The organism is Microbacterium sp. MMO-113, from assembly GCF_037148555.1.
In the GTDB taxonomy this organism is placed as follows: domain Bacteria; phylum Actinomycetota; class Actinomycetes; order Actinomycetales; family Microbacteriaceae; genus Microbacterium.
In genome coordinates, this window is the sequence record NZ_JBBCTD010000001.1 from 545,018 (window position 1) to 569,271 (window position 24,254).

Annotated in this window: 23 protein-coding genes; 18 read left to right on the forward strand and 5 right to left on the reverse strand. The window is 69.8% G+C overall.

The window, feature by feature from the left end; genetic code table 11:
* Positions 1 to 45: 45 nt before the first annotated feature.
* Complete coding sequence (locus WFJ36_RS02530; protein WP_292789337.1) at positions 46 to 1,131, reverse strand: YihY/virulence factor BrkB family protein; 1,086 nt, start codon at positions 1,129 to 1,131, stop codon at positions 46 to 48.
* A gap of 146 nt (positions 1,132 to 1,277) precedes the next feature.
* On the opposite strand from WFJ36_RS02530, the gene lysA reads away from it, so the two are divergent.
* The 5 genes from lysA (at position 1,278) to prfA (ending at position 8,213) form a co-directional block, all read left to right on the forward strand.
* Positions 1,278 to 2,696: a diaminopimelate decarboxylase gene (gene lysA, locus WFJ36_RS02535; RefSeq protein WP_336642583.1), complete on the forward strand. Its 1,419-nt coding sequence runs from the start codon at positions 1,278 to 1,280 to the stop codon at positions 2,694 to 2,696.
* Between the two features lie 21 nt (positions 2,697 to 2,717).
* The gene (locus WFJ36_RS02540; RefSeq protein WP_071328359.1) at positions 2,718 to 4,022 is read left to right on the forward strand and encodes a homoserine dehydrogenase; all 1,305 of its coding nucleotides are present in this window, start codon (positions 2,718 to 2,720) and stop codon (positions 4,020 to 4,022) included.
* Positions 4,023 to 4,027: 5 nt separating this feature from the next.
* Entirely contained in the window at positions 4,028 to 4,993 is a 966-nt protein-coding gene (thrB, locus tag WFJ36_RS02545) for a homoserine kinase (protein WP_336642962.1), read from the forward strand.
* 143 nt (positions 4,994 to 5,136) lie between these two features.
* A complete protein-coding gene (gene rho / locus WFJ36_RS02550) occupies positions 5,137 to 7,125 on the forward strand; it encodes a transcription termination factor Rho (RefSeq protein WP_336642584.1) in 1,989 nt (662 codons plus the stop codon).
* A gap of 8 nt (positions 7,126 to 7,133) precedes the next feature.
* Complete coding sequence (gene prfA / locus WFJ36_RS02555) at positions 7,134 to 8,213, forward strand: peptide chain release factor 1 (RefSeq protein WP_292789347.1); 1,080 nt, start codon at positions 7,134 to 7,136, stop codon at positions 8,211 to 8,213.
* Positions 8,214 to 8,231: 18 nt separating this feature from the next.
* Here prfA and WFJ36_RS02560 read toward each other — a convergent pair whose 3' ends face one another.
* Together WFJ36_RS02560 and WFJ36_RS02565 are read right to left on the reverse strand one after the other, a co-directional pair.
* Entirely contained in the window at positions 8,232 to 8,885 is a 654-nt protein-coding gene (locus WFJ36_RS02560; protein WP_025103136.1) for a response regulator, read from the reverse strand.
* The gene (locus WFJ36_RS02565; RefSeq protein WP_336642585.1) at positions 8,882 to 10,525 is read right to left on the reverse strand and encodes a sensor histidine kinase; all 1,644 of its coding nucleotides are present in this window, start codon (positions 10,523 to 10,525) and stop codon (positions 8,882 to 8,884) included. The genes WFJ36_RS02560 and WFJ36_RS02565 overlap by 4 nt, the downstream gene beginning before the upstream one ends.
* Before the next feature lie 147 nt (positions 10,526 to 10,672).
* Here WFJ36_RS02565 and WFJ36_RS02570 point away from each other — a divergent pair, with 147 nt between their 5' ends.
* On the forward strand, positions 10,673 to 12,217 hold the full coding sequence (locus WFJ36_RS02570) for a CitMHS family transporter (RefSeq protein WP_336642586.1): 1,545 nt from the start codon (positions 10,673 to 10,675) through the stop codon (positions 12,215 to 12,217).
* A 34-nt stretch (positions 12,218 to 12,251) separates the two neighbouring features.
* Positions 12,252 to 12,686 carry a phage holin family protein gene (locus tag WFJ36_RS02575; protein WP_071328365.1) on the forward strand — a complete coding sequence of 145 codons (435 nt, stop codon included), beginning with the start codon at positions 12,252 to 12,254 and terminating at the stop codon, positions 12,684 to 12,686.
* Here WFJ36_RS02575 and epsC read toward each other — a convergent pair.
* Entirely contained in the window at positions 12,674 to 13,243 is a 570-nt protein-coding gene (gene epsC / locus WFJ36_RS02580) for a serine O-acetyltransferase EpsC (protein WP_071328366.1), read from the reverse strand. The two genes, WFJ36_RS02575 and epsC, sit on opposite strands and share 13 nt — an antisense overlap.
* Before the next feature lie 8 nt (positions 13,244 to 13,251).
* Positions 13,252 to 14,190: a cysteine synthase A gene (gene cysK, locus WFJ36_RS02585; protein ID WP_336642587.1), complete on the reverse strand. Its 939-nt coding sequence runs from the start codon at positions 14,188 to 14,190 to the stop codon at positions 13,252 to 13,254.
* A 97-nt stretch (positions 14,191 to 14,287) separates the two neighbouring features.
* On the opposite strand from cysK, the gene prmC reads away from it, so the two are divergent.
* The 11 genes from prmC to atpD all read left to right on the forward strand — a co-directional run bounded on the left by prmC (position 14,288) and on the right by atpD (position 24,254).
* A complete protein-coding gene (gene prmC, locus WFJ36_RS02590) occupies positions 14,288 to 15,148 on the forward strand; it encodes a peptide chain release factor N(5)-glutamine methyltransferase (protein WP_071328368.1) in 861 nt (286 codons plus the stop codon).
* A gap of 52 nt (positions 15,149 to 15,200) precedes the next feature.
* Positions 15,201 to 15,896 carry an L-threonylcarbamoyladenylate synthase gene (locus WFJ36_RS02595; protein WP_292789367.1) on the forward strand — a complete coding sequence of 232 codons (696 nt, stop codon included), beginning with the start codon at positions 15,201 to 15,203 and terminating at the stop codon, positions 15,894 to 15,896.
* On the forward strand, positions 15,893 to 17,065 hold the full coding sequence (locus WFJ36_RS02600; protein ID WP_071328370.1) for an MraY family glycosyltransferase: 1,173 nt from the start codon (positions 15,893 to 15,895) through the stop codon (positions 17,063 to 17,065). The genes WFJ36_RS02595 and WFJ36_RS02600 overlap by 4 nt, the downstream gene beginning before the upstream one ends.
* Positions 17,062 to 17,580 carry a hypothetical protein gene (locus WFJ36_RS02605; RefSeq protein WP_336642588.1) on the forward strand — a complete coding sequence of 173 codons (519 nt, stop codon included), beginning with the start codon at positions 17,062 to 17,064 and terminating at the stop codon, positions 17,578 to 17,580. Before WFJ36_RS02600 ends, WFJ36_RS02605 begins: the two co-directional genes overlap by 4 nt.
* A 144-nt stretch (positions 17,581 to 17,724) precedes the next feature.
* Complete coding sequence (atpB, locus tag WFJ36_RS02610; RefSeq protein ID WP_036292497.1) at positions 17,725 to 18,513, forward strand: F0F1 ATP synthase subunit A; 789 nt, start codon at positions 17,725 to 17,727, stop codon at positions 18,511 to 18,513.
* Positions 18,514 to 18,556: 43 nt separating this feature from the next.
* Positions 18,557 to 18,793, forward strand: coding sequence for an ATP synthase F0 subunit C (gene atpE / locus WFJ36_RS02615; protein ID WP_025103147.1), 237 nt, complete (start codon positions 18,557 to 18,559; stop codon positions 18,791 to 18,793).
* Positions 18,794 to 18,820: 27 nt separating this feature from the next.
* Positions 18,821 to 19,378 (forward strand): F0F1 ATP synthase subunit B, encoded by a 558-nt coding sequence (locus WFJ36_RS02620; RefSeq protein WP_025103148.1) that lies wholly within the window; start codon positions 18,821 to 18,823, stop codon positions 19,376 to 19,378.
* Positions 19,378 to 20,169 carry a F0F1 ATP synthase subunit delta gene (locus WFJ36_RS02625; RefSeq protein WP_071328372.1) on the forward strand — a complete coding sequence of 264 codons (792 nt, stop codon included), beginning with the start codon at positions 19,378 to 19,380 and terminating at the stop codon, positions 20,167 to 20,169. Before WFJ36_RS02620 ends, WFJ36_RS02625 begins: the two co-directional genes overlap by 1 nt.
* A 47-nt stretch (positions 20,170 to 20,216) precedes the next feature.
* Positions 20,217 to 21,857, forward strand: coding sequence for a F0F1 ATP synthase subunit alpha (gene atpA, locus WFJ36_RS02630; RefSeq protein ID WP_062634989.1), 1,641 nt, complete (start codon positions 20,217 to 20,219; stop codon positions 21,855 to 21,857).
* Between the two features lie 19 nt (positions 21,858 to 21,876).
* Positions 21,877 to 22,773 (forward strand): F0F1 ATP synthase subunit gamma, encoded by an 897-nt coding sequence (locus tag WFJ36_RS02635; protein ID WP_025103151.1) that lies wholly within the window; start codon positions 21,877 to 21,879, stop codon positions 22,771 to 22,773.
* 26 nt (positions 22,774 to 22,799) lie between these two features.
* Positions 22,800 to 24,254 carry a F0F1 ATP synthase subunit beta gene (atpD, locus tag WFJ36_RS02640; RefSeq protein WP_025103152.1) on the forward strand — a complete coding sequence of 485 codons (1,455 nt, stop codon included), beginning with the start codon at positions 22,800 to 22,802 and terminating at the stop codon, positions 24,252 to 24,254.

Here is a 24,254-nt window from a genome sequence, read left to right on the forward strand (position 1 = left end):
CTCTCGTTGTGACCACCATATCGAATGCGGTCACAACGAGGATGGTCAGTCTTTCTTGGCCGCCTTCTCGACCGTGCCGTTCTCCTCGGCCGCCGCGCGCTGGGCGTCGCGCAGCTCTGCCGTGGCGATCTTGACGTCGACCTCGGCGCGCTGCAGCCGACGCTGGACGAACGTCCGCGCGCCGAACCGCTCGTGCAGGCGGTCGCCGCGCTCCTCTTCGGCGGTGACGATGTAGGCGCACGCGACGAGGATGACCTGCGTGGACAGCTGGAGCCAGATCAGGAGCGCGAGGAGCGAGGCGAACGACGCGAGGAGGGGATTGCTCGTCGCTCCGCCCACGAACAGCCCGGAGAGCTGCTGCAGCACGATGAGGCCGAAGGCGCCGAGGAAGGCGCCGCTCCACAGGGAACGCGCGGCGGGCCGGACGCCGGAGAGCAGGAGGAAGGCGCCGACGATCAGGGCCGCGTCGAGGATGAAGACCACGAGCAGGGACAGGAGACGGACCGTCCAGGCGAGCAGTGGCGAATCCGACGGCACCCCGAGCAGATCGCCGATCCAGGTCACCCCGAGCTGTCCGATGAAAGTGATCCCGGCGGCGAGTACGAACGCGAGCCCGATGCCGACGGCGAGCAGGAGGTTGCGGACGATGACCCAGATCCACAGGATGTCCGCCTGGATCGTGCCGGCGATGGTCCGGATGGCCGTGCGGAGCGAGCCGATGGCGCCGAGCGCGGCACCGATCAGCGCGACGAGGGAGACGATGCCGGCGATCGAGAACGACGCCGGGGTCCGGAGGTCGTTGGTATTGATGACGCCGCCCTCGCCGATGAGCCCGGGGACCGCGGACTGCACGGCGTCGATGATCGCGCGCCACGCCTCCGGGTTCCCGGAGAGCCAGAGGGCCGCGAGGGAGAAGCCGAGGAGCACGCCCGCGAACACGCTGAACAGGGCGCGGTAGGTCACGCTGTCGGCGAGCATCGGACCGCGGCGTTCGGAGTACAGCAGCACCGCCCTCACCGGTCGCCGAGCCAGGGCCCAGGCGATCACCGGGCCCGTGACGCGGGCGACGAGTCCCGGGCGGGCCGGGGCTGCGGAGCGGTTCTCGGAGTCTCGGTTGTCGGTGTCTGCCACGTGCCCACCCTACGAGCCGGACGGTACCGCTCCCCAGGGGGTTGACGCGGCGTGTCACCATGACCAGGGCCCGACAGAGGGTGCCCTAGAATCGGGGCAACTCGATGTGCGCCTCCGCCCGAGATCCGTCCCACGATTGGTGTTCCGTGCTCGACTCTGCCGCCACGCTCGCTCCGGACTGGCTTGTCGTCCCCGAGGATCCGAACGATCTCGCGCCGGGTGTCTGGCCATCGTCGGCCAGGCGCGACGAGGACGGCGGCCTCGTGCTCGCCGGAGTGCCGGCGCCCGAGCTCGCCCGTACCTACGGCACGCCGCTCCTCGTCCTCGACGAGGACGAGGTGCGTCGCCGCGCCCGGGCCTTCCGCGACGCGTTCGACCGCGCCGCGTCCACGCACGGCACCACCGCGCAGGTGTACTACGCCGGCAAGGCCTTCCTGTGCACGACGGTCGCCCGCTGGGTCGTCGACGAGGGGCTCCGCATCGACGTGTGCACCGGTGGTGAACTCGAGGTCGCCCTCGCCGCGGGGGTCGCACCGGCCTCGCTGGGCTTCCACGGCAACAACAAGTCGGTCGCCGAGCTGGAGCGCGCGGTCGCTCTCGGTGTCGGCACGATCGTCGTCGACAGTGCGATCGAGATCGAGCGCCTCGCCGCCATCACGGCGCGCACGGACACCGTGCAGCGCGTGATGGTCCGGGTCATCAGCGGCGTCCACGCCGAGACCCACGACTTCCTCGCCACGGCCCACGAGGACCAGAAGTTCGGGTTCCCGCTCGCCGAGGCCGAGGCCGCGGTGGCGCGGATCCGCGAGATCCCGGGGCTGGAGTTCGCCGGCCTGCACTGCCACATCGGCTCCCAGATCTTCGGCGTGGCCGGCTTCCGCGAATCCGCGTCGCGCGTGCTCGAACTGCACGCCGCCCTCCTCGAAGGTGGCCCGGTGCCGCAGTTGAACCTCGGCGGCGGCTTCGGCATCGCCTACACCCGCGTCGACGACCCCACGCCGATCGACGAGCTCGCCGACGGCATCGTGGCGGCAGTGGCCGAGGGCTGCGCGGCGCGGGGCATCGCGGTGCCTGCGCTCTCGTTCGAGCCCGGGCGCGCAATCGTGGGCACGGCGGGCGTGACGCTCTACGAGGTCGGGACGACGAAGGACGTCACTGTCGCCTCCGGGGCCACGCGGCGGTATGTCAGCGTCGACGGCGGGATGAGCGACAACGCCCGCACAGCCCTCTACGGCGCCAGCTACTCGGCCCGCCTCGCCTCGCGGACGGGGACCGACGAGCCTCAGCTGAGCCGGGTCGTCGGCAAGCATTGCGAGTCCGGCGACATCGTCGTCGACCACGAGTACCTTCCCGGAGACGTCACGCCGGGCGATCTCCTGGCCGTCCCGGCGACCGGCGCCTACTGCGCCTCGCTCTCGAGCAACTACAACCACGTCCCGCGGCCGCCCATCGTTGCGGTGCGCGAGGGGCGCTCGCGGGTGATCGTCCGCGGCGAGACCGTCCACGACCTGCTGGCCCGCGACGCGGGCATCGACGGGGCGCACGCCCCCGAGGGAGCACGATGACCCACCATCGAAGGAGCATCCATGACTGACTACAGACGACTTCGCGTGGCGCTGCTGGGCGCCGGAGCCGTCGGCTCCCAGGTGGCGGCCCTCCTGCTCCGCCACGGCGACGAGCTGGCCGACCGTGCGGGTGCTGCGCTGGACCTGGCGGGCATCGCGGTGCGCAACCTCGACGCGCCCCGCGACGTCGACCTCCCGAAGGAGCTCTTCACGACCGACGCCGAGTCGCTCATCCTCGGCGCCGACATCGTGATCGAGCTCATCGGCGGCATCGAGCCCGCCCGCACGAACATCCTCCAGGCGATCGGCTCCGGAGCCGACGTGGTCACGGCCAACAAGGCACTGCTGGCCACCCACGGGCCGGAGCTGTTCGAGGCGGCGGATCGCGTCGGCGCCTCGGTGTACTACGAAGCGGCGGCCGCGGGCGCCATCCCGATCATCCGTCCGCTGCGCGATTCCCTCGCCGGCGACCGCGTCGTGCGGATCATGGGCATCGTCAACGGAACGACGAACTACATCCTCGACCGGATGGACACGGAGGGCGCCGACTTCGCCGACGTGCTGGCGGACGCGCAGCGCCTCGGATACGCGGAGGCCGACCCCACCGCGGACGTCGAAGGCTACGACGCCGCGCAGAAGGCCGCGATCCTCGCCAGCCTCGCCTTCCACACCGCGGTGCCGCTGGAGGCGGTGCACCGCGAGGGCATCACCGCGATCACGGCATCCATGATCGAGGAGGCCCGCGCGGCGGGCTTCGTGATCAAGCTGCTCGCCGTGTGCGAGCGCATCGAGGCCGACGGCGCCGAGTCCATCTCGGTGCGGGTCTACCCGGCCCTCGTGCCGGTCGCCCACCCGCTCGCCTCCGTGCACGGCGCCAACAACGCCGTCTTCGTCGAGGCCGAGGCGGCGGGCTCCCTCATGTTCTACGGCGCGGGCGCGGGTGGGATCCAGACGGCGTCCGCCGTACTCGGCGACGTGGTCTCGGCCGCTCGTCGGCACATCGCCGGCGGCGTCGGGGTGGGCGAGTCCACGCGGGCGAACCTCCCCGTCGTGCCCATCGGCCATGTCACGACCCGGTACCAGATCACCCTCGAGGTCTCCGACGCCCCGGGCGTGCTGGCCACCGTCGCCGGGATCCTCAGCGACGGCGGCGTGTCCGTCGCGACCGTCGTGCAGACCGTCGAGGGGGAGGACGAGCCGACCGCGCGCCTCATCATCGGCACGCATCGCGCGACGGAGCAGGCCCTGAGCGACACGGTGGACGTGCTCGCGGGCAGCGACGTCGTCGCCCGCGTCGTGTCCGTCCTCCGGGTGGAAGGCGAGTGACCACGGTGACGGCCACGGCTCCCGCCCCCGAGGAGCACGGTGCGCGCGTGGGACGCACGGTCGAGGTGACGGTGCCGGCGACGAGCGCCAACCTGGGCCCCGGCTTCGACACGCTCGGCCTGGCGCTCAGCATCTACGACCGCCTCGAGGTGACGGCGCTGCCCGAGGGGCAGCTCGAGCTCGAGGTCTCCGGTTCCGGCGCCGAGGAGATCCCGCGGGATGCGTCCAATCTCATCGTCCGCACGATCGCCTACGTGTTCGCCGACGCAGGCCGCGCGATGCCCGGCCTGCGCATCGTGGCCGAGAACGCCGTCCCGCACGGCCGCGGTCTCGGCTCCTCTGGCGCGGCCGTCGCCGCCGGCGTGCTCGCGGCGAAGGGGCTGCTGGCCGGCGACGTCGACATCTCCGACACCGATCTGCTGCGCCTCGCGACCGAGCTGGAGGGCCATCCGGACAACGTGGCGCCCGCACTGTTCGGCGGACTCACGATCGCATGGATGGGGGAGCGGGGCCCGCAGCACAAGAAGCTCCTCGTGCACCGCGGCGTGTCGCCGCTCGTCCTCGTCCCGGCCTACACGATGTCCACCTCGCAGGCCCGTTCCCTGCAGCCGCCGCACGTCTCCACGGCCGACGCGGTGTTCAACGTGTCCCGGTCGGCGCTGCTCATCGCGGCGCTGATGCAGAGCCCGGAACTGTTGCTCGACGCGACCGCGGACCGGCTGCACCAGGATTACCGCGCCGGCGCCATGCCCGAGACGCAGCGCCTCGTGCAGGCGCTGCGCGCCGCGGGATTCGCGGCCGTCGTCTCCGGCGCCGGACCCAGCGTGCTCGTGCTCGCCGACGGGCCTGGCAGTCGTCTGGACGCCGTCGATGTGGCCAATCGGGTGACCGACACCCCGTGGGAGGCGCTCCTGCTCGCCGTCGACGTCCGTGGTGGTACAGTGGGGGATCGAGCGGAGGGCTCCACGTAGCATTCGTGAATCTGGCCCCATTGCATCTCTTGCAAGACCCGCACGCGAACCCCTGAGGCCCAAGTGCCGAGGCTGGCTGACGCCGAGCGTCAGCCCGTGCGATCGTGCGCAGCACCCGTTGTGCGCGTTCACGCTCATTTCCCATGACCTATAAGGGAGTACTCGTGGAGAACCTCTCCGAGACCCAGAACGATCAGGCGGCTCCGACCGCCGATGCCCCCGTCGCCGAGCAGGCGACCGAATCCGCTCCGGCCAAGAAGCGCGCACCGCGTCGGGCGAATACCGCCACGGCTGCGGCCAAGGCGGCCAAGGCCGCGGAGGAGTCCGGTTCGGCCGAGGCCCCTGCGGCTGCCGCCGCCTCCGCCGAGGCTGCGGAGGCGGCCCCGAAGGCGAAGGCTCCGCGCCGCACGCGGGCGAAGAAGGCCGACGCCGAGGCCCCCGCTGAAGCCGCACCGGCCGAAGCGGCCCCCGCTGCCGAGACCGTCGAGGCGCCGGCCGAGGCCCCCAAGTCCGCCCGCGGCCGTCGCACGAAGAAGGCGGACGCCGAGGCTCCGGAGGCGAAGACCGAGAAGGCCGAGGCAGCACCGGCCGAAAGCGCGACGGAGACCGCCGAGGCGGGCACCGCTCAGGGCGGCCGCGCCAAGAACGACGCGGCCAAGAACGACGCAGCGAAGAGCGAGTCGAAGAACGACAGCGCCGCCGCGAAGAACGAGGCCGAGGCGGACGCTCCGGCGAAGGATGCGTCCGGCGAGGGAGACAGCGGTGAGGAGCAGGGCGGTCGAGGCCGCAACCGCAACCGCAACCGCAACCGTGGCCGGGGTCAGGGCGGCGGCCAGGAGCAGGCGCAGAACGCGCCGGCCGACGACGACCAGTCGGGTAACGGCAACGGCCGCAACCGTCAGCGCAACAAGCGTCGCAGCGGCGGCCAGGCCGACGAGTTCGAGACGGAGATCACCGAGGACGACGTCCTCATCCCGATCGCCGGCATCCTCGACGTGCTCGACAACTACGCTTTCGTGCGCACGACCGGCTACCTGGCCGGCCCCAGCGACGTCTACGTCTCGCTCGGCCAGGTCAAGAAGTACAACCTCCGCAAGGGCGACGCGGTCGTCGGGTCGATCAAGCAGCCGCGCGAGGGCGAGCAGCAGGGCCGCCAGAAGTACAACGCGCTCGTCAAGGTCGACTCGATCAACGGCCTCTCGGTCGACGACGCGGCCACCCGCGTGGAGTTCGGCAAGCTCACCCCGCTCTATCCGCAGGAGCGCCTGCGCCTGGAGACGGCTCCGGAGAAGCTGACGCAGCGGATCATCGACCTCGTCGCGCCGATCGGCAAGGGCCAGCGCGGCCTCATCGTGGCGCCGCCGAAGGCCGGGAAGACCATCGTCCTGCAGCAGATCGCCAACGCGATCGCGCAGAACAACCCCGAGGTGCACCTCATGGTCGTGCTCGTCGACGAGCGCCCCGAAGAGGTCACCGACATGGAGCGCACCGTGAAGGGCGAGGTCATCGCCTCGACCTTCGACCGTCCCGCGGAAGACCACACGACGGTCGCCGAGCTCGCGATCGAGCGGGCCAAGCGTCTCGTCGAGCTGGGCCGCGACGTGGTCGTGCTGCTCGACTCGATCACCCGTCTCGGTCGTGCGTACAACCTGGCCGCTCCGGCGTCCGGCCGCGTGCTCACCGGCGGCGTCGACGCGTCCGCGCTCTACCCGCCGAAGCGCTTCTTCGGTGCCGCCCGCAACATCGAGAACGGCGGATCCCTCACGATCCTCGCCACCGCGCTCGTCGAGACCGGCTCCAAGATGGACGAGGTCATCTTCGAGGAGTTCAAGGGCACCGGCAACAGCGAGCTGCGCCTTTCCCGTCAGCTCGCCGACAAGCGCATCTTCCCGGCGGTGGACGTGAACGCGTCCAGCACGCGCCGCGAGGAGATGCTGCTCTCGGCCGACGAGGTCAAGATCACCTGGAAGCTGCGTCGCGCTCTCGCCGGGCTCGACCCGCCGCAGGCCCTGGAGGTCGTGCTCGGCAAGCTCAAGGAGACCCACTCCAACGTGGAGTTCCTCGTGCAGATGCAGAAGTCCATCCCGACGCTGCCCTCGGGCGCCCACGGGCACGACAACAACATCCGCTGAGGTCCGACGTGTTCGAGTCCGTCCAGACTCTGATCGACGAGCATCGCCGGGTTCAGGAGGAGCTCTCCGACCCGGCGGTGCACGCCGACGCGGCACGCGCCAAGCGCGTCAACCGTCGGTATGCCGAGCTGTCGCGCATCGTGGCGGCGCATGAGGCGTGGACGGCTGCCGTCGACGATCTGGAGGCGGCGCGGGACCTGGCCCGTGAGGACGAGGCCTTCGCCGCGGAGGTCCCCGCCCTCGAAGAGGGCGTGCAGGCGGCGCAGGAGCGCCTGCGGCGCCTCCTCATCCCGCGCGACCCGGACGACGCCCGCGACGTGATCATGGAGATCAAGGCGGGGGAGGGCGGCGCGGAGTCGGCCCTGTTCGCCGCGGATCTGCTGCGCATGTACGTGCAGTACGCCGCGTCGAAGGGGTGGAAGACCGAGCTGCTCGAGCGCAACGAGTCCGACCTCGGCGGCTACAAGGACGTGCAGGTCGCCATCAAGGGTTCCTCGTCCGACCCCGCGCAGGGCGTCTGGGCGCATCTGAAGTACGAGGGCGGCGTGCACCGCGTGCAGCGGGTTCCCGCCACGGAGTCGCAGGGCCGCATCCACACCTCCACGACCGGCGTGCTGGTGTTCCCCGAGGTCGACGAGCCCGAGGAGATCCAGATCGATCAGAACGATCTGAAGATCGACGTGTTCCGCTCGTCCGGCCCCGGTGGACAGTCGGTGAACACCACCGACTCCGCTGTCCGCATCACGCACGTGCCCACCGGCATCGTCGTGTCCATGCAGAACGAGAAGTCGCAGCTGCAGAACCGCGAGGCGGCGATGCGGGTGCTGCGTGCCCGGCTGCTGGCCAAGCAGCAGGAGGAGCTCGATGCGGCCGCCTCCGACGCGCGCAAGTCGCAGATCCGCGGCATGGACCGCTCGGAGCGCATCCGCACCTACAACTTCCCCGAGAACCGGATCGCGGATCACCGCACCGGGTTCAAGGCGTACAACCTCGATCAGGTCATGGACGGCGCGCTCGACCCCATCATCGAGAGCGCCATCGCCGCCGACGAAGAGGCCCGTCTGGCCGCCGTCGGCTCCGAGGGCTGAGCGGCCGCCGCGACGGCGTCAGGTGCGCGCGGCGTACCGGTGCTCGGGACGCCCGGTCGACCCGTAGCGCAAGCGCACCTCGACGATGGTCCGTGTGGCGAGAGCCGCGAGGTGCCGTTGCGCCGTGGCCCGGGAGATGCCGACCCGCTCGGCGACCTCCGCCGCTGAAGCCTCGCCGTCGCCGAGCGCCGCGAGCACGCGCTGCTCGGTGGCCGAGCGCGACAGGGAGACCGGCTCGCCGCCGCCGTGCAGGATCGCCAGCGCGCGGTCCACGTCCTCCTGCGTGACGGGCCGATCACCCGCGAGCAGGTTGCGGTAGCGGGTGTACCGGTCGAGGAGTCCCGTGAGAGCACGTCGGTCGAAAGGCTTCACGAGGTAGCCCACGGCGCCGGCTCGCAGTGCGCGGCGCACGGTGGGCGCGTCGTCCGCGGCGGAGATGAGGATCGCGTCGACCCCGAGCTCGCGGACGAGTCCGATGCCGTCCCCGTCGGGGAGGTAGACGTCGGCGAGCAGGAGGTCGGGGCGTGTCGAGCGCACGAGGTCGCGCGCCTCGGCGCAGGACCGCGCGGTCCCGGTCACGGTGTATCCGGGCTGATCGTCCACGATCGTCCGGTGCAGGTCAGCCACCCGGAAGTCGTCGTCGAGGATGAGCGCGCGCAGCGGTTCGGTCATCGGTCCTCCTTCGGGACACGCGGAGCGGGGTCGACGGCATCCCCGAGCCGGGCGGCGAAGACCGCGCCGTGATCGGGACCGCCGGAGTCGATGATCCAGAGGTCGCCGCCGCTGCGGCGGGCGATCTCCGTCGCGAGCGGCAGTCCGATGCCGTGTCCGTGCACGGAGTCCGCGCTCCCGTCGTCGGCGTGCGGCCGGGGGTCGGACGGGCGGAGCCCCTCGCCGGAGTCGGCCACCGTGACGACGAGCGCGTCACCGTCGCTCAGCACCGAGACCTCCACCCACCGCGGCTCCCGCGCGCCCGCGACGGCGGCCACGACCGCGTTGTCCACGAGGTTGCCGAGCACGCTGGCCACGTCCTCCGCTCGACGGACGGTGCCGATCACCTGGGTGTCCGCCGCGATCCGCAGGGCGACGCCCCGTTCGGCGGCCTCGACGCCCTTGGCTCCGAGGAAGGCGTGCAGGAACGAGTCGCCCACGAGGTCGAGTCCGGTGACGGGGAACGCCACCGGACCGCGGCTCACCAGCTCGTCGAGGAACGCCCTGGCGTCGTCGACGCGACCGGCGTCGATGAGGCCCGCGGCCACATGGAGGCGGTTCGCGAACTCGTGGCGTTGGACACGCAGCGCGGAGGTCATCGTCCGGACGGCCTCCAGTCGCTCGGTCAGGGCGATGAGGTCGGTGCGGTCGCGCACGATCAGCACATCGCCGAGCGCGCGCCCGTCGCGTCGCACCGCGCGCGACTCGAGGTACAGCATCCGGTCGCCCACGACGGCCTCCGCGCGGTCGCGAGCCCCGGTGGCGGTGTCGCGCACGACAGGGGGGAGGGGAAGCGCGTCCACGGTGCGGCCGACCGGATCGTGGAGCCCGAGAAGCCGGTCCGCCGCGGCATTGCTCACGCGCACGACGCCGTCCTGATCGACCGCGAGCACGCCGTCGCCGACGCCGTCGAGCACCGCCGTCTGATTCTGCACGAGGGCGACCAGCTCCTCGGGCTGCACGCCGATGGTCAACCGTTCCCAGCGCCGGCGCAGGAGGAGGAAGGTCAGGAGGGCGAGGGCGAGCGCGCCGGCGGCGGTCAGACCGAGAGCGGCGAGCAGCGGCGGCAGGTCGTCGAAGACGCCGTTGCGCTCGAACCCGACGCTGATCTCGCCGACCGGCGTGCCGGAGTCGTCGCGCACCGGCACCTTCGCGCGGGCGGACTCGCCGAGCGTGCCGGTCTGCCAGTCGACCACCTCGCGTCCCGCCAGCACCGCGGCGAACGGGGTGCTCACGACCTCGCCGATCCGCGAGGGCAGCGGATGGGCGAGTCGGATGCCTTCATCGTCCGTGATGACGACGAACAGGGCCCCGGTGCGGGCCATGACGTCGGTGGCGATCTGCTGCAGGTCTCCGTCGCGCAGCGCCTCCGCGTCCGGCTCGTCGTCCGACGCGGAGATGGCGGCGACCGCCGCCCGCACCTGCGCGTCCTCGGCCAAGGTCCTCGCGATGCCGAGCGCGGTCGACTCCGCCTCGGCGCGCAGCTGCTGGACCGCGAGGGCGAGGTACACGCCCGTGCACAGCGTCACGACGAGGGCGACGGCGGCGAGGTGCAGCAGCAGCGCGCGGGTCGCGAACCGGACCCGTCTCCGCGGGGACATCGACACCTCCTCGACGCGCAATATGCGCAGAAGTCACGGTACGCGCACAAGGCGCGGTTATGCGGCATACCGCGCTCGGCGTCTCCGGATTCCCTAGCCTCGTCAGGATCCGTCAGCGATGACGGAGCGACGACGAAGGAGTCACGCATGTTCCACGCATCGACCGCGCTGATCGCTGCCGCCGAGGAGGAGGCACCGACCTACGACGTGGCCTTCGTGCCGCCGGAGGGTGTGCTCGTCATCCTCGGCTTCACGATGGTCCTCGTGTTCATGACGCTGATCATGACCAAGCGCCTCACCCCGATGGTGGCCCTGATCCTCGTGCCGACCGCCTTCGGGCTCTTCGCGGGAGCAGGGCTCGGGCTCGGCGACATGATCCTCTACTCGATCGGCACCATGGCGCCCACGGCCGCGCTGCTGATGTTCGCGATCATGTTCTTCGGCATCATGATCGACGTCGGCCTCTTCGATCCCCTCATCCGGCTGATCACGCGGGTGCTCGGCGACGACCCCGCGAAGGTGGTGCTCGGGACGGCGATCCTCGCCGGCGCGGTCTCCCTCGACGGCGACGGCTCGACGACGTTCATCATCACGACCTCCGCGATGCTGCCCATCTACCTGCGCCTCGGCATGAGCCCCGTCGTCCTCACCTGCGTCGCCGGTCTCATGAACGGCACGCTCAACATCGTCCCGTGGGGCGGCCCGACCGTGCGCGCCGCGACCGCGCTCGGTGTGCAGCCGACGGAGATCTTCGTTCCGATGCTCCCCGCTCTGGGCGCAGGCATCGTCGTGGCGCTCGGGTTCGCCTGGCTCCTCGGCCTGGGGGAGCGGCGCCGCCTGGGACGGATCGACGCGGACGGCCGGCTCACCGGAGCCGACGGCGGCGTCCTCTCCTCGGTGCCCCGGATCTTCCGCGGCGCCGAGCTCAAGCCGGGCGCTCGTGCCTCGCTGCGCACCGGCAACCTCGTCGTCGTCGCCGGCGGACACGCCCCGGTCGCCGCCGGGAGCGTCGACCCCGCAGACACGGCGATGGCCGACACCATGCTGGACCCCGCCCGGCCGACCCTGCGCCCGCGGCTGATCTGGTTCAACCTGCTGCTGACCGTCGCCGTCATGGTGCTCCTGGTGATCGACATCCTGCCGCTGCCCTACGTGTTCATGGTCGGCGCGGGCATCGCCCTCGTCGTCAACTTCCGCGGCATCAAGGAGCAGGCGGCCGAGATCGTCGCGCACGCCCCAAGCATCGTCGGCGTCGTGTCGATGGTCATCGCGGCCGGCGTCCTCGTGGGGGTCCTCTCCGGCACCGGCATGGTCGACGCCATGGCGACCTGGATCACGAACGTGCTGCCGCCCGCGCTCGGACCCTTCCTCGCTCCGATCACGGGCGTGCTGTCCATCCCGTTCACGTTCTTCATGTCGAACGACGCCTTCTACTTCGGGATCCTCCCGGTGCTCGCCCAGAGCGCGGCGAGCTTCGGCATCGATCCGGTCGAGATGGCCAGGGCCTCGATCACCGGGCAGCCGGTGCATCTGCAGAGCCCGCTCGTGCCCGCGATCCTGCTGCTCGTCTCCCTCGCCGGGGTGAACCTCGGAGACCACCATCGCAAGGTGCTGTGGCGCGCGGTCATCGTGTCGCTCGTGATGCTGGGGATCGGGATCCTGGTGGGCGCCGTCCCGTTCTTCGTCGCGTAGTGACCCCGCCCCGGTGCCGCGCTAGGCTCGCCCCGTGATCACACTCCTGTACCGCGGCCTGATGTATCTCGTGTCGGCCGGCCTCGGTCTGCTGGCGGCGGACCTGCTCCTCGACGGTTTCCAGATTCAGTGGGACCAGTGGTGGGGGTTCGTCGTGTGCATCGTGGTGTTCGCCGTGCTGCAGAGCGTCCTCTCGCCGTGGGTGAGCAGGCTCGCCGATCGCTACGCGCCCGTGCTCATGGGCGGCATCGGGATCTTCTCCACGCTCATCGCCCTCATGGTCGTCGTGCTCCTGCCCATCGGGGGCCTGCGCATCGTCGACCTGACCGGGTGGCTGCTGGGCGCCGTCATCGTCTGGCTGGTGACGGCGCTCGGCAGCGTGCTGCTTCCGCTCGTCTTCCTGCGTCGTCGGATGGAGGGCCGCAGCGAGCACCGCTCGGGTCGCCGGGCGGCGCGTCAGATGGAGTAGTCCGGGGCGGTCAGCAGGGCTCTGGTGTCCTCGCCGGCGGTCCGCTGGCGCGGCTTCGCCGGCACCCCCACGAGCACGCTGTCGGCGGGCGCGTCCTTCGTGACCACGGCGTTGGCGCCCACCACCGAGCGGGCGCCGACCGTGACGGGGCCGAGGATCTTCGCTCCCGCGCCCACGGCGACACCGTCGCGCAGGGTGGGGTGCCGCTTGCCCACGTCCCGTGTCCGACCGCCGAGGGTCACACCGTGGTACATGAGCACGTCATCGCCGATCTCCGCGGTCTCGCCGATCACGACGCCCATGCCGTGGTCGATGAAGAAGCGCCGTCCGATCCGGGCTCCCGGGTGGATCTCGACGCCGGTCAGCCAGCGGGACACCTGCGACCCGGCGCGGGCGAGGAGGCGGAAGCGTCGCCGCCACAGCGCGTGGGAGACGCGGTGCGCCCAGACAGCATGCAGGCCGGGGTAGAGCAGAGCCACCTCGATCGCGCTGCGCGCGGCCGGATCGCGAAGGCGCGCGGCGGCGATGTCCTCGCGCATTCGCCCGATCATGCCCATCGACGACCTCAGTCCTCCCGCAGATCCTCGAACAGGGCGGTGGAGAGGTACCGCTCGCCGGTGTCCGGGATGATCACGACGATGGTCTTGCCGACGTTCTCCGGGCGTGCGGCGACGGTCAGCGCGGCCGAGACGGCGGCACCGGAGGACATGCCGACCAGCAGTCCCTCCTTCGCCGCGAGCTCGCGGGCCACGCGCAGCGAGTCCTCGAACTCCGCGGTGATGATCTCGTCGAGCACCTCACGGTCGAGGATGTCGGGCACGAAGTTCGGGCCGATGCCCTGGATCTTGTGCGGTCCGGGGTGTCCCTCGGTCAGGACGGGGGAGTCCTTGGGCTCGACGGCGATGACCTGGACCTCGGGCTTGGCCGCCTTCAGCGCCTGTCCGGTGCCGGTGACGGTGCCGCCCGTGCCGACGCCGGCGATGAAGATGTCGACCGCGCCGTCGGTGTCCCGGAGGATCTCCTGCGCCGTGGTCTCGCGGTGGATCTGCGGGTTCGCCGCGTTCTCGAACTGGCGGATCCAGACGGCGCCGGGGGTCTCGTCGACGATCCGCTTGACCTCCTCGATGGCCCCCTTCATGCCCTTGGTGGGGTCGGTGAGGACGATCTCCGCGCCGAACGCCTTGAGCAGCACACGGCGCTCCTTCGACATCGAGGCGGGCATGGTGAGGATGACGCGGTAGCCGCGCGCGGCGCCGACCATGGCGAGGGCGATGCCGGTGTTGCCGCTCGTCGACTCCACGATGGTGCCGCCAGGGGAGAGCTCGCCGGCGGCCTCGGCTGCGTTGATCATGGCGATGCCGATGCGGTCCTTCACGCTCGACGCCGGGTTGTAGTACTCGAGCTTCGCGAGCACGGTGGCGCCGAGACCCTCGGTCACGCGGTTGAGGCGGACGAGCGGGGTGTTCCCGAAAGCGGTGGTGATGTCGGGGTGGATGCCGGACATGGGGGAGCCTTCCTGTGCGGGTGCGCTGCCGCTCCAGCCTAGGCGAGCGTGATGGGGCGCGGGGTATTGTGACGGCTGCGCACTCTACGCTGGAGCCATGCCCGACCTCTCTCTCGCCGCGGCCGTGCGCGCCGCCGCGCAGCGTCTCGCAGACGCCGGCGTGCCCGACCCCCTCGTCGACGCGGAGCTGCTCGCCGGGCACGTCCGTGGACAGCGTCGGGGAGAGGTGCAGGCAGCGGTGATCCGCGGTGACCGACTCGACGAGGAGGATGCGACCGTGCTGGACGCCCTCGTCGCCCGGCGAGCGGGCCGCGAGCCCCTGCAGCATCTCACCGGCACCGCGCCGTTCCGGCACCTGGAGCTCGCCGTCGGCCCCGGCGTCTTCGTCCCGCGTCCCGAGACGGAGACGGTGGTGCAGTACGCGATCGACGCTCTCCTGGGCTCGGGGGAGCCGTCGCCGATCGGGGTCGACCTCGGCACGGGCAGTGGCGCGATCGCGCTCGCGATGGCCACGGAGGTGCCGCACGCCCGGGTGTACGCCGCTGAGCTCTCTCCGGAGGCGCACGCCTGGGCGCGACGCAACGTCGAGGGCGTCGAGAACCTCACCCTCGTGCTGTCCGATCTCGCAGACGCGTTCCCCGAGCTCGACGGCACCGCGAGCGTCGTCATCTCCAACCCGCCGTACGTGCCGGCGCAGGCGATCCCCCGCGACCCGGAGGTGCGCCTGTTCGACCCGGCACTGGCGCTCTACGGCGGAGAGGACGGCCTCGACGTCGTCCGGGTGCTCAGCACCAGAGCTCTCCGCCTGCTGCGATCCGGCGGAACCCTTGTGATCGAGCACGGAGAGCTGCAGGGCGCTCCGATCCGCGAGCTGCTCGCGGCGGACGGCTGGCGGGCCGCGGCCACCCATCGCGACCTGACGCTGCGCGATCGCACCACCACCGCCGTGCGTCCCTGATCAGCAGACGTCGAGCTCGTCCCGAACCCGCCCCGCGTAGAATCGAACCGTCATGTCCCCCATCTTCGACTGCAGCGACGAGGCGCAGCTGCTCGCTGGGATGCGCAACGCGCGTCAGGCGATCGGCCGCGGCGACCTCATCGTCATCCCCACCGACACCGTCTACGGCGTCGCCGCCGACGCCTTCTCGCCGCCCGCGGTGCAGCGCCTCCTGGATGCCAAGGGGCGCGGCCGCAATCAGCCGCCGCCTGTGCTCGTCGGCACGAAGGAGACACTGACGGCCCTCGCGGAGGCTGTTCCGGAGCCGGTCCAGCGCCTGGTCGACGCGTTCTGGCCGGGCGGACTCACGATCGTCCTTCCTGCGCAGCCCTCTCTGGTGTGGGATCTCGGGGAGACCCAGGGCACGGTCGCCGTCCGCATGCCCGAGGGGCGCGTGGTTCTCGAACTGCTGGCCGAGACCGGGCCGCTCGCGGTGTCCAGCGCCAACCTCACCGGCAAGGCGGCGGCGATCTCCGCGCTCGACGCGGAGAAGATGCTGGGCGACAGCGTCGCGGTGTACCTGGACGACGGCATGAGCAGGAACGGCGTCGCCTCCACGATCGTCGACGCGACCTCTCTCGTGCGCCGCGGCCCCGATGCCGAGGAGGGCGTCGTCCGGATCCTGCGGGACGGCGTCGTGACCAGGGAGCAGCTGCGCGAGGTACTGGGCGATCTGCTGGAGCCGGAGCCGCAGGACGGGGATTCGTGAAGCAGTACCTCTTCACGATCATCGTCACCGCCGCGATCACCTTCGTGCTGACGTGGGCGGTGTGGCGGTTGAGCCTGCGCTTCAAGCTGTATCCCGGCATCCGCGAGCGGGATGTGCACACCACGCCGACGCCCCGCCTCGGCGGCGTCGCGATCTTCCTCGGCATCGTCGCCGCCTTCGCGGTATCGGCGGCCAACCCCTTCTTCCAGAGCATCTGGACGCCCCCGCAGACCATGTGGTCCATCCTCGCCGCCGCACTCCTCATCGCCGTGATCGGGGTGATGGACGATCTCTGGGACATCGACTGGATGATCAAGCTCGGCGCGCAGTTCCTCGCCGCGGGCATCATCACGGTCGGCGGCGGTCTGCAGATCCTCTCCCTGCCGTTCGGCGACCTCATCGTGGTGTCGAGCTGGCTGAGCATCACGATCACGATGTTCGCGATCGTGATCGTCATGAACGCCGTGAACTTCATCGACGGGCTGGACGGCCTCGTCGCCGGTGTCTGCCTGATCTCCAACGGGGTCTTCTTCGCCTATTCGTACATCTTCACGCGCGACTCCGGTGCGTCGAGCTACTTCAACCTCTCCACCTTCCTCGCGGCGGTCCTCATCGGCGCGTGCCTCGGCTTCCTGCCGTTGAACTGGAGTCCGGCGAAGCTGTTCATGGGCGACTCGGGGGCACTCGTGATCGGTCTGCTCATGGCGACCTCGGCCATCGCGATCACCGGGCAGATGGATCCGTCCGCCCTGGACCCGGAGCGCCTCGGGCGCTCGCAGCTCATCGGCGCCTTCCTGCCCATCCTGCTCCCGCTGCTCGTCGTGCTCCTCCCGCTGCTCGACTTCGGGCTCGCCGTGCTGCGTCGGATGAGCGCCGGCCGCTCGCCGTTCTCCCCGGACCGGAAGCACCTGCACCACCGGATGCTCGACCTCGGGCACCGCGACCGCGATGCGGTCCTCATCTTCTACGCCTGGACGGCCGTCATCTCCCTCGCCGTCCTCCTGATGTACGTCGGCGCCCGGGAGGACTGGCCTGGCCAGTACCTTCCCGGCGTCGCCTTCGGGGTCGTCGGCATCGCCGCGTGCCTCGTCATCACCCTGAGCCCCACCCGCCGACGCAAGACCGCCGCGGGCGCTGCGCCCGACCCGATCCCTCTGGAGCCCCGATGAGTCCCAGCCCCGTTTCCAGCACCCCGATCCTGCGTCGCACGCTCGTCTGGTCGGCGGTGGCCACCGTCGTGCTGGCTCTCGTCGCCGGCGGGATCGGCTTCGCGGTCGCGCAGGGGGAGGGGCTCGTGAGCGGCCTTCTCGGCGTGCTCCTGGCCGCCCTGTTCCTCGGCATCACCGGGCTGAGCATCCTGATCGCCAACCGCTGGTACGGTGACCCGCTCTACGTGCAGCTGTTCTTCGCGATCGTGCTGGGCGGCTGGCTTCTGAAGCTCGGGGTCTTCGTCGTCGTGATGATCATGCTCGCCGGACAGCCGTGGATCGAGCCGATGGTGTTCTTCCTGTCGATCGTCGCCGGGGTGCTGATGTCCCTCATCATCGATGTCGTCGTCCTCACCCAGATGCGGCTGCCGAACGTCAGCGACACCACACTGCCCACCGAGGTGCCCGAGGACCGCGCGCCGGGGGCGGCGAACGATCCCTCGGACGGCCCGGCGGACACCGCCCCGCGGTCTTAGGGCACCCTTGGATTCTGATAGTGTTGAGGAGTGCCCGCCGCTCGCCCGCGAGCGCTTGCGCTGTGTAGCACACCGACCATCGTCGCCCCGGTTCTGACCGGTGCCCCGAAGCTGGAGCCCGCGCTGTTTAATCTTGCTGCGACCCTGACCCCCCGACTCGCGTCCTCGGATGGCGAGTTCCACGGCCCTTCGATCGATGAGTTCTTCCCGGAGATCCTCTTCCACGTCGGACCCATCCCGGTCAACCGGATCCACCTGATCCAGTTGCTCTCGGTGATCGCCGTCGTCCTGATTCTCTGGCTCGGCACCCGCCGCATGAAGGTCGTGCCCGGCCGGTTCCAGAGCCTCGTCGAGATGGGCCTCGGCTTCGTCCGCGGCGGCATCGCTCACGACCTGCTGGGCCGCAAGGACGGCGATCGCTTCCTGCCGATCCTCACCACGATCTTCTTCATGGTGCTGTTCATGAACATCACGGGCATCATCCCGTTCCTGAACATGCCGGGAACGGCGATCATCGCGGTTCCGCTCACGCTCGCCGTGGTCAGCTACGTCACGTTCATCTACGCCGGCATCAAGAAGAGCCCGAAGAACTTCTTCAAGAACGCGCTCTTCCCGTCGGGCGTGCCGTGGCCGGTCTACTTCATCGTCACGCCGATCGAGCTCATCTCGACGTTCATCATCCGCCCGGTGACCCTCACCCTGCGACTGCTGATGAACCTCGTCGTCGGCCACATGATCCTGGTCCTCTGCTTCGCAGCGACCCAGTTCTTCTTCTTCACCGCGGGCGGCGGCTGGGCTGCCCTCGGTATCGGAACCCTCGCCTTCGGCGGCGCCTTCACTCTCTTCGAGATCCTGGTCGCCGTCCTGCAGGCCTACGTCTTCACCGTCCTCACCGCGGTCTACATCCAGCTCGCGGTCGCAGAAGAGCACTGAGCGGGTGGGCAACAGCCCACCCACCCAACGAAAGGAAAAACCCGTGGACGCAACTACGGTTCTCGCTGAAATCAACGGCCACCTCGCGGCGGTCGGCTACGGCCTCGCGGCCATCGGCCCGGCCATCGGTGTGGGCATCGTGGTCGGCAAGACCATCGAGGGCGTCGCCCGTCAGCCCGAGCTGGCCGGTCGCCTGCAGGTCCTCATGTGGATCGGTATCGCCTTCACCGAGGCGCTTGCGTTCGTCGGCATCGCCGTCGGATTCATCCCCTTCCCGTAATCCCCACCGACTTCTGAAGGAGACAGGATGCTGAACGCTCTTGTCACGAACCTCGCGGCAGAGGGTGAGGCGGCGAACAACCCGCTGATCCCCGCGTGGTACGACATCATCTGGTCGGGCTTCTGGTTCCTCATCATCCTCGCCGTCGTGTGGAAGGTCGCCCTTCCCCGTCTCACGAAGATGCTCGACGAGCGGTCCGCCGCCATCGAGGGCAACATCGCCAAGGCCGATGAGGCGCAGAAGCAGGCGGAAGCGGCTCTCGAGGAGTACACCCGGCAGCTCGCCGAGGCACGCACCGAGGCCGGTGAGATCCGTGAGGCCGCCCGTGAGGACGGCAAGAAGATCATCGCCGAGGCGAAGGAGACCGCAGCCAGCGAGGCCGCGCGTCTGACCGCCACCGCGCACACGCAGATCGAGGCCGAGCGCCAGACGGCTCTCGTCTCCCTGCGCAGCGAGGTCGGCTCGCTCGCTCTCGACCTCGCCGGCGGCGTGGTCGGCGAGACGCTCTCCGACGACGCTCGCGCGGCCGCCGTGGTCGACCGCTTCCTCGCCGATCTCGAAGCATCCGAGAAGGCGGCTCAGTAATGGGCAGCGCGACCGCTCAGGCACTCGCGGCATCCACTCAGACGCTTGCCGCAGCGAAGGACGTCACCCTCGAGACCGCGCGCGAGCTGTTCGCGGCCGCGCGGGCCGTGGGCGAATCGTCTCAGCTGAGCGGCGCGCTGGCTGACCCCTCGGCTCCGACCTCGGCCCGGCAGAACGTCGTGTCCGCGGTGTTCGGGCAGTACGGCTCCGCTGCGCAGGACGTCCTGCGCACCGCGGTCGCCGAACGCTGGTCGAACGCGTCGGAGCTGATCGACGGTCTCGAGGAGCTCGCGATCCGGGCGGCGACCGTCGCCGAGCCCGGCGCGGACATCGAGGGAGAGCTCTTCGGCTTCTCGCGGGTGATCGCGGCGAACCCGGAGCTCGAGCTCGCTCTCGGCAGCCGGCTCGGGGGAGAGGACGCGAAGGCCGCCCTGGTCGAGCGCCTCCTCGGCGATGCCTCTGCCAGCGCTCCGACGGCCCTCATCGTCACGTCCCTCGTGCGTCAGCCGCGCGAGCGCCGGGTGCGGCAGCTGCTGAGCCGGGCGATGCGCATCGTCTCGAGCCAGCGCGGCCGCCTCGTGGCCACGGTGCACACGGCGACCGAGCTCAGCGACGCCCAGCGCACGCGACTCGGCCAGACGCTCTCGCAGCGATACGGCGGCCAGGTGTCCCTCAACGTCGTCATCGACCCCAGCGTCGTCGGAGGCCTGCGTGTGCAGATCGCCGATGACGTCATCGACGGCAGCATCTCCGCACGACTCGCCGACCTTCGCCAGAAGCTCGCGGGCTAACACGACTTCGCGCGGGGAACCGCGCACCCAGATACAAAGGGAAGACAATGGCAGAACTATCGATCAGCCCCGACGTCATCCGTGACGCGCTGAAGGATTTCGCCGCCGCGTACGAGCCCACCGGGGCCGCGGCGACCGAGGTCGGCACCGTCATCGACGCCGCCGACGGCATCGCTCACGTCGAGGGACTTCCCGGCGTCATGGCGAACGAGCTCGTGACCTTCGCCGACGGCACCAAGGGTCTCGCGCTGAACCTCGACGAGCACGAGATCGGCGTCGTCGTCCTCGGCGACTTCACCGGCATCGAGGCCGGTCAGGAAGTCACCCGCACGGGTGAGGTCCTCTCCGTCCCGGTCGGTGACGGCTACCTCGGCCGCGTGGTCGACCCGCTCGGCAACCCGATCGACGGCCTCGGCGCGATCGCGACCGAGGGTGTCCGCGAGCTCGAGCTCCAGGCCCCCGGCGTCATGCAGCGCAAGTCGGTCCACGAGCCCATGCAGACCGGCATCAAGGCCATCGACGCGATGATCCCGGTCGGTCGCGGCCAGCGCCAGCTCATCATCGGCGACCGCCAGACCGGCAAGACGGCCATCGCGATCGACACGATCATCAACCAGAAGGCCAACTGGGAGTCCGGCGACGTCAACAAGCAGGTCCGCTGCATCTACGTCGCCATCGGTCAGAAGGGCTCGACCATCGCTTCGGTGAAGGGCGCGCTCGAGGAGGCCGGCGCTCTGGAGTACACCACCATCGTGGCGGCTCCGGCGTCCGACCCCGCCGGCTTCAAGTACCTCGCTCCGTACACCGGATCGGCGATCGGCCAGCACTGGATGTACGGCGGCAAGCACGTCCTGATCATCTTCGACGACCTGTCGAAGCAGGCCGAGGCCTACCGTGCCGTCTCACTGCTGCTCCGCCGCCCGCCGGGCCGCGAGGCCTACCCGGGTGACGTCTTCTACCTGCACTCGCGTCTGCTCGAGCGGTGCGCGAAGCTGTCCGACGAGCTCGGCGCCGGCTCGATGACGGGTCTCCCCATCATCGAGACCAAGGCGAACGACGTCTCGGCATACATCCCGACCAACGTGATCTCGATCACCGACGGCCAGATCTTCCTGCAGTCCGACCTCTTCAACGCCAACCAGCGTCCTGCGGTCGACGTGGGCATCTCGGTGTCGCGTGTCGGCGGTGACGCCCAGGTGAAGTCGATCAAGAAGGTCTCCGGAACGTTGAAGCTGGAGCTGGCGCAGTACCGCTCGCTCGAGGCGTTCGCGATGTTCGCGTCGGACCTCGACGCCGCGTCGCGCCGTCAGCTCTCGCGCGGTGCCCGTCTGACCGAGCTGCTCAAGCAGCCGCAGTACTCGCCGTACCCGGTGGAGGAGCAGGTCGTCTCGATCTGGGCCGGCACCAACGGCAAGCTCGACTCGATCGAGGTCGAGGACGTGCTGCGCTTCGAGCGCGAGCTGCTCGACTACCTGCGTCGCAACACCAAGGTGCTCGACACGCTGCGGGAGACGAACGTGCTGGACGACGCGACCGTCGCCGAGCTCGACAAGCAGACCGACAACTTCCTCCTGGAGTTCCAGGGCGGCAAGGGCCACGCCATCGGCGCCCCTGGTCACGAGGAGCACGCTGCGGCCGAGGCCGAGGACGTCAACCAGGAGAAGATCGTCAAGGGTCGTCGCGCGTAATCGCGTGAGGTACTGATTCATGGGCGCTCAACTCAGGGTCTACAAGCAGAAGATCTCTTCTGCTCAGACGACCAAGAAGATCACGAAGGCGATGGAACTCATCGCGGCTTCGCGCATCCAGAAGGCGATGGCACGCGTCAAGGCGTCCACCCCCTTCGCGCGAGCCGTGACGAGGGCCGTGTCCGCCGTCGCGACGCACTCGAACGTCGACCACCCGCTCACCCGCGAGCCCGAGACGATCCGCCGTTCCGCGGTCGTGATCTTCTCGTCGGACCGCGGTCTCGCCGGAGCCTTCAACTCGCAGATCCTCCGTGAGGGTCTCGAGGTGGCGGAGCTCCTGCGCGAGCAGGGCAAGGAGCCGGTGTTCTACCTCGTGGGCCGCAAGGCCGTCGGGTACTTCCAGTTCCGTCGTATCGAGGCCGCTGCAGAGTGGACCGGCGACACCGACACCCCCTCGTTCCACACGGCGGAGGAGATCTCGCAGACGCTTCTCGAGGCCTTCAACCGTGGGGGAGAGGACGGCGGCGTCGACGAGATCCACCTCGTGTACAACCGCTTCGTCAGCATGATGACGCAGTCGCCGGAGTCCGTGCGCCTGCTGCCGCTGGAGATCGCGGAGGCCGACGACTCGGAGGCGGGCAGCACCGTCTACCCGCTGTACGAGTTCGAGCCCGACGCCGAGACGGTGCTCGACGCGATCCTGCCGGTGTACATCCAGAGCCGCGTCTTCAACGCCCTCCTGCAGTCGTCCGCCGCCAAGCAGGCCGCGACGCAGAAGGCGATGAAGTCGGCCAGCGACAACGCCGACAAGCTCATCACCGACTACACCCGCCTGCGCAACAACGCGCGTCAGGCCGAGATCACCCAGCAGATCGCCGAGATCGTCGGTGGCGCCGACGCTCTCGCATCGAGCTGACAGACCCTCAGGAAAGAGACGAAGAAATGACCACCACCGCCACGGCTGAGCAGCCGGCGACCGCGGTCGTCGGGCGCGTCGCCCGCGTCAACGGTCCGGTTGTCGACATCGAGTTCCCGCACGACTCGATCCCCGACATCTACAACGCGCTGAAGACGACGATCACGATCGGCGAGGAGTCCACCGAGATCACGCTCGAGGTCGCGCAGCACCTCGGCGACGACCTGGTCCGCGCCATCGCCCTGAAGCCGACCGACGGCATCGTCCGCGGTCAGGAGGTGCGTGACACCGGTGAGGCCATCTCGGTCCCCGTCGGTGACATCACCAAGGGCAAGGTCTTCAACGTGATCGGCGAGGTCCTCAACGGCGAGCCCGGTGAGACCATCGAGGTCACGGAGCGCTGGCCCATCCACCGCAAGGCCCCGAACTTCGACCAGCTCGAGTCGAAGACCACGATGTTCGAGACGGGCATCAAATCGATCGACCTCCTCACCCCGTACGTGCAGGGTGGAAAGATCGGTCTCTTCGGTGGTGCCGGTGTCGGCAAGACCGTCCTCATCCAGGAGATGATCCAGCGCGTCGCGCAGGACCACGGTGGTGTGTCGGTGTTCGCCGGTGTCGGTGAGCGCACCCGTGAGGGCAACGACCTCATCCACGAGATGGAGGAGGCGGGCGTCTTCGACAAGACCGCCCTCGTCTTCGGTCAGATGGACGAGCCGCCGGGGACGCGTCTGCGCGTCGCCCTGTCGGCTCTGACGATGGCGGAGTACTTCCGTGACGTGCAGAAGCAGGACGTGCTGCTCTTCATCGACAACATCTTCCGCTTCACGCAGGCCGGTTCCGAGGTCTCCACGCTGCTGGGCCGCATGCCTTCCGCCGTGGGCTACCAGCCGAACCTCGCCGACGAGATGGGCCTCCTCCAGGAGCGCATCACCTCGACGCGTGGTCACTCGATCACCTCGCTGCAGGCGATCTACGTGCCGGCCGATGACTACACCGACCCGGCTCCGGCCACCACCTTCGCGCACCTCGACGCGACGACCGAGCTCTCGCGTGAGATCGCGTCGAAGGGTCTGTACCCGGCCATCGACCCGCTGACCTCGACGTCGCGCATCATGGATCCCCGCTACTTGGGCGAGGACCACTACCGCGTGGCCACCACGGTCAAGCAGATCCTCCAGAAGAACAAGGAGCTGCAGGAGATCATCGCCATCCTCGGTGTCGACGAGCTCTCCGAGGAAGACAAGATCGTCGTGTCGCGTGCACGCCGCATCCAGCAGTTCCTCTCGCAGAACACTTACATGGCGAAGAAGTTCACGGGCGTCGAGGGTTCGACCGTGCCGCTGAAGGAGACCATCGAGTCGTTCGATGCGATCACCCGCGGTGACTTCGACCACGTCGCCGAGCAGGCCTTCTTCAACGTCGGTGGCATCTCCGACGTGGAGGAGCGCTGGGCGCAGATCCAGAAGGAGAACGCCTGA

Excerpts from the sequence above, each read along its gene's own strand:
- WFJ36_RS02540 (WP_071328359.1), top strand. The coding sequence starts at position 2,718 with ATGACTGACTACAGACGACTTCGCGTGGCGCTGCTGGGCGCCGGAGCC.
- rho (WP_336642584.1), top strand. The coding sequence starts at position 5,137 with ATGACCTATAAGGGAGTACTCGTGGAGAACCTCTCCGAGACCCAGAAC.
- WFJ36_RS02560 (WP_025103136.1), bottom strand. The coding sequence starts at position 8,885 with ATGACCGAACCGCTGCGCGCGCTCATCCTCGACGACGACTTCCGGGTG.
- WFJ36_RS02565 (WP_336642585.1), bottom strand. The coding sequence starts at position 10,525 with ATGTCCCCGCGGAGACGGGTCCGGTTCGCGACCCGCGCGCTGCTGCTG.
- WFJ36_RS02570 (WP_336642586.1), top strand. The coding sequence starts at position 10,673 with ATGTTCCACGCATCGACCGCGCTGATCGCTGCCGCCGAGGAGGAGGCA.
- epsC (WP_071328366.1), bottom strand. The coding sequence starts at position 13,243 with ATGGGCATGATCGGGCGAATGCGCGAGGACATCGCCGCCGCGCGCCTT.
- cysK (WP_336642587.1), bottom strand. The coding sequence starts at position 14,190 with ATGTCCGGCATCCACCCCGACATCACCACCGCTTTCGGGAACACCCCG.
- prmC (WP_071328368.1), top strand. The coding sequence starts at position 14,288 with ATGCCCGACCTCTCTCTCGCCGCGGCCGTGCGCGCCGCCGCGCAGCGT.
- WFJ36_RS02595 (WP_292789367.1), top strand. The coding sequence starts at position 15,201 with ATGTCCCCCATCTTCGACTGCAGCGACGAGGCGCAGCTGCTCGCTGGG.
- WFJ36_RS02605 (WP_336642588.1), top strand. The coding sequence starts at position 17,062 with ATGAGTCCCAGCCCCGTTTCCAGCACCCCGATCCTGCGTCGCACGCTC.
- WFJ36_RS02620 (WP_025103148.1), top strand. The coding sequence starts at position 18,821 with ATGCTGAACGCTCTTGTCACGAACCTCGCGGCAGAGGGTGAGGCGGCG.
- WFJ36_RS02625 (WP_071328372.1), top strand. The coding sequence starts at position 19,378 with ATGGGCAGCGCGACCGCTCAGGCACTCGCGGCATCCACTCAGACGCTT.
- atpA (WP_062634989.1), top strand. The coding sequence starts at position 20,217 with ATGGCAGAACTATCGATCAGCCCCGACGTCATCCGTGACGCGCTGAAG.
- WFJ36_RS02635 (WP_025103151.1), top strand. The coding sequence starts at position 21,877 with ATGGGCGCTCAACTCAGGGTCTACAAGCAGAAGATCTCTTCTGCTCAG.
- atpD (WP_025103152.1), top strand. The coding sequence starts at position 22,800 with ATGACCACCACCGCCACGGCTGAGCAGCCGGCGACCGCGGTCGTCGGG.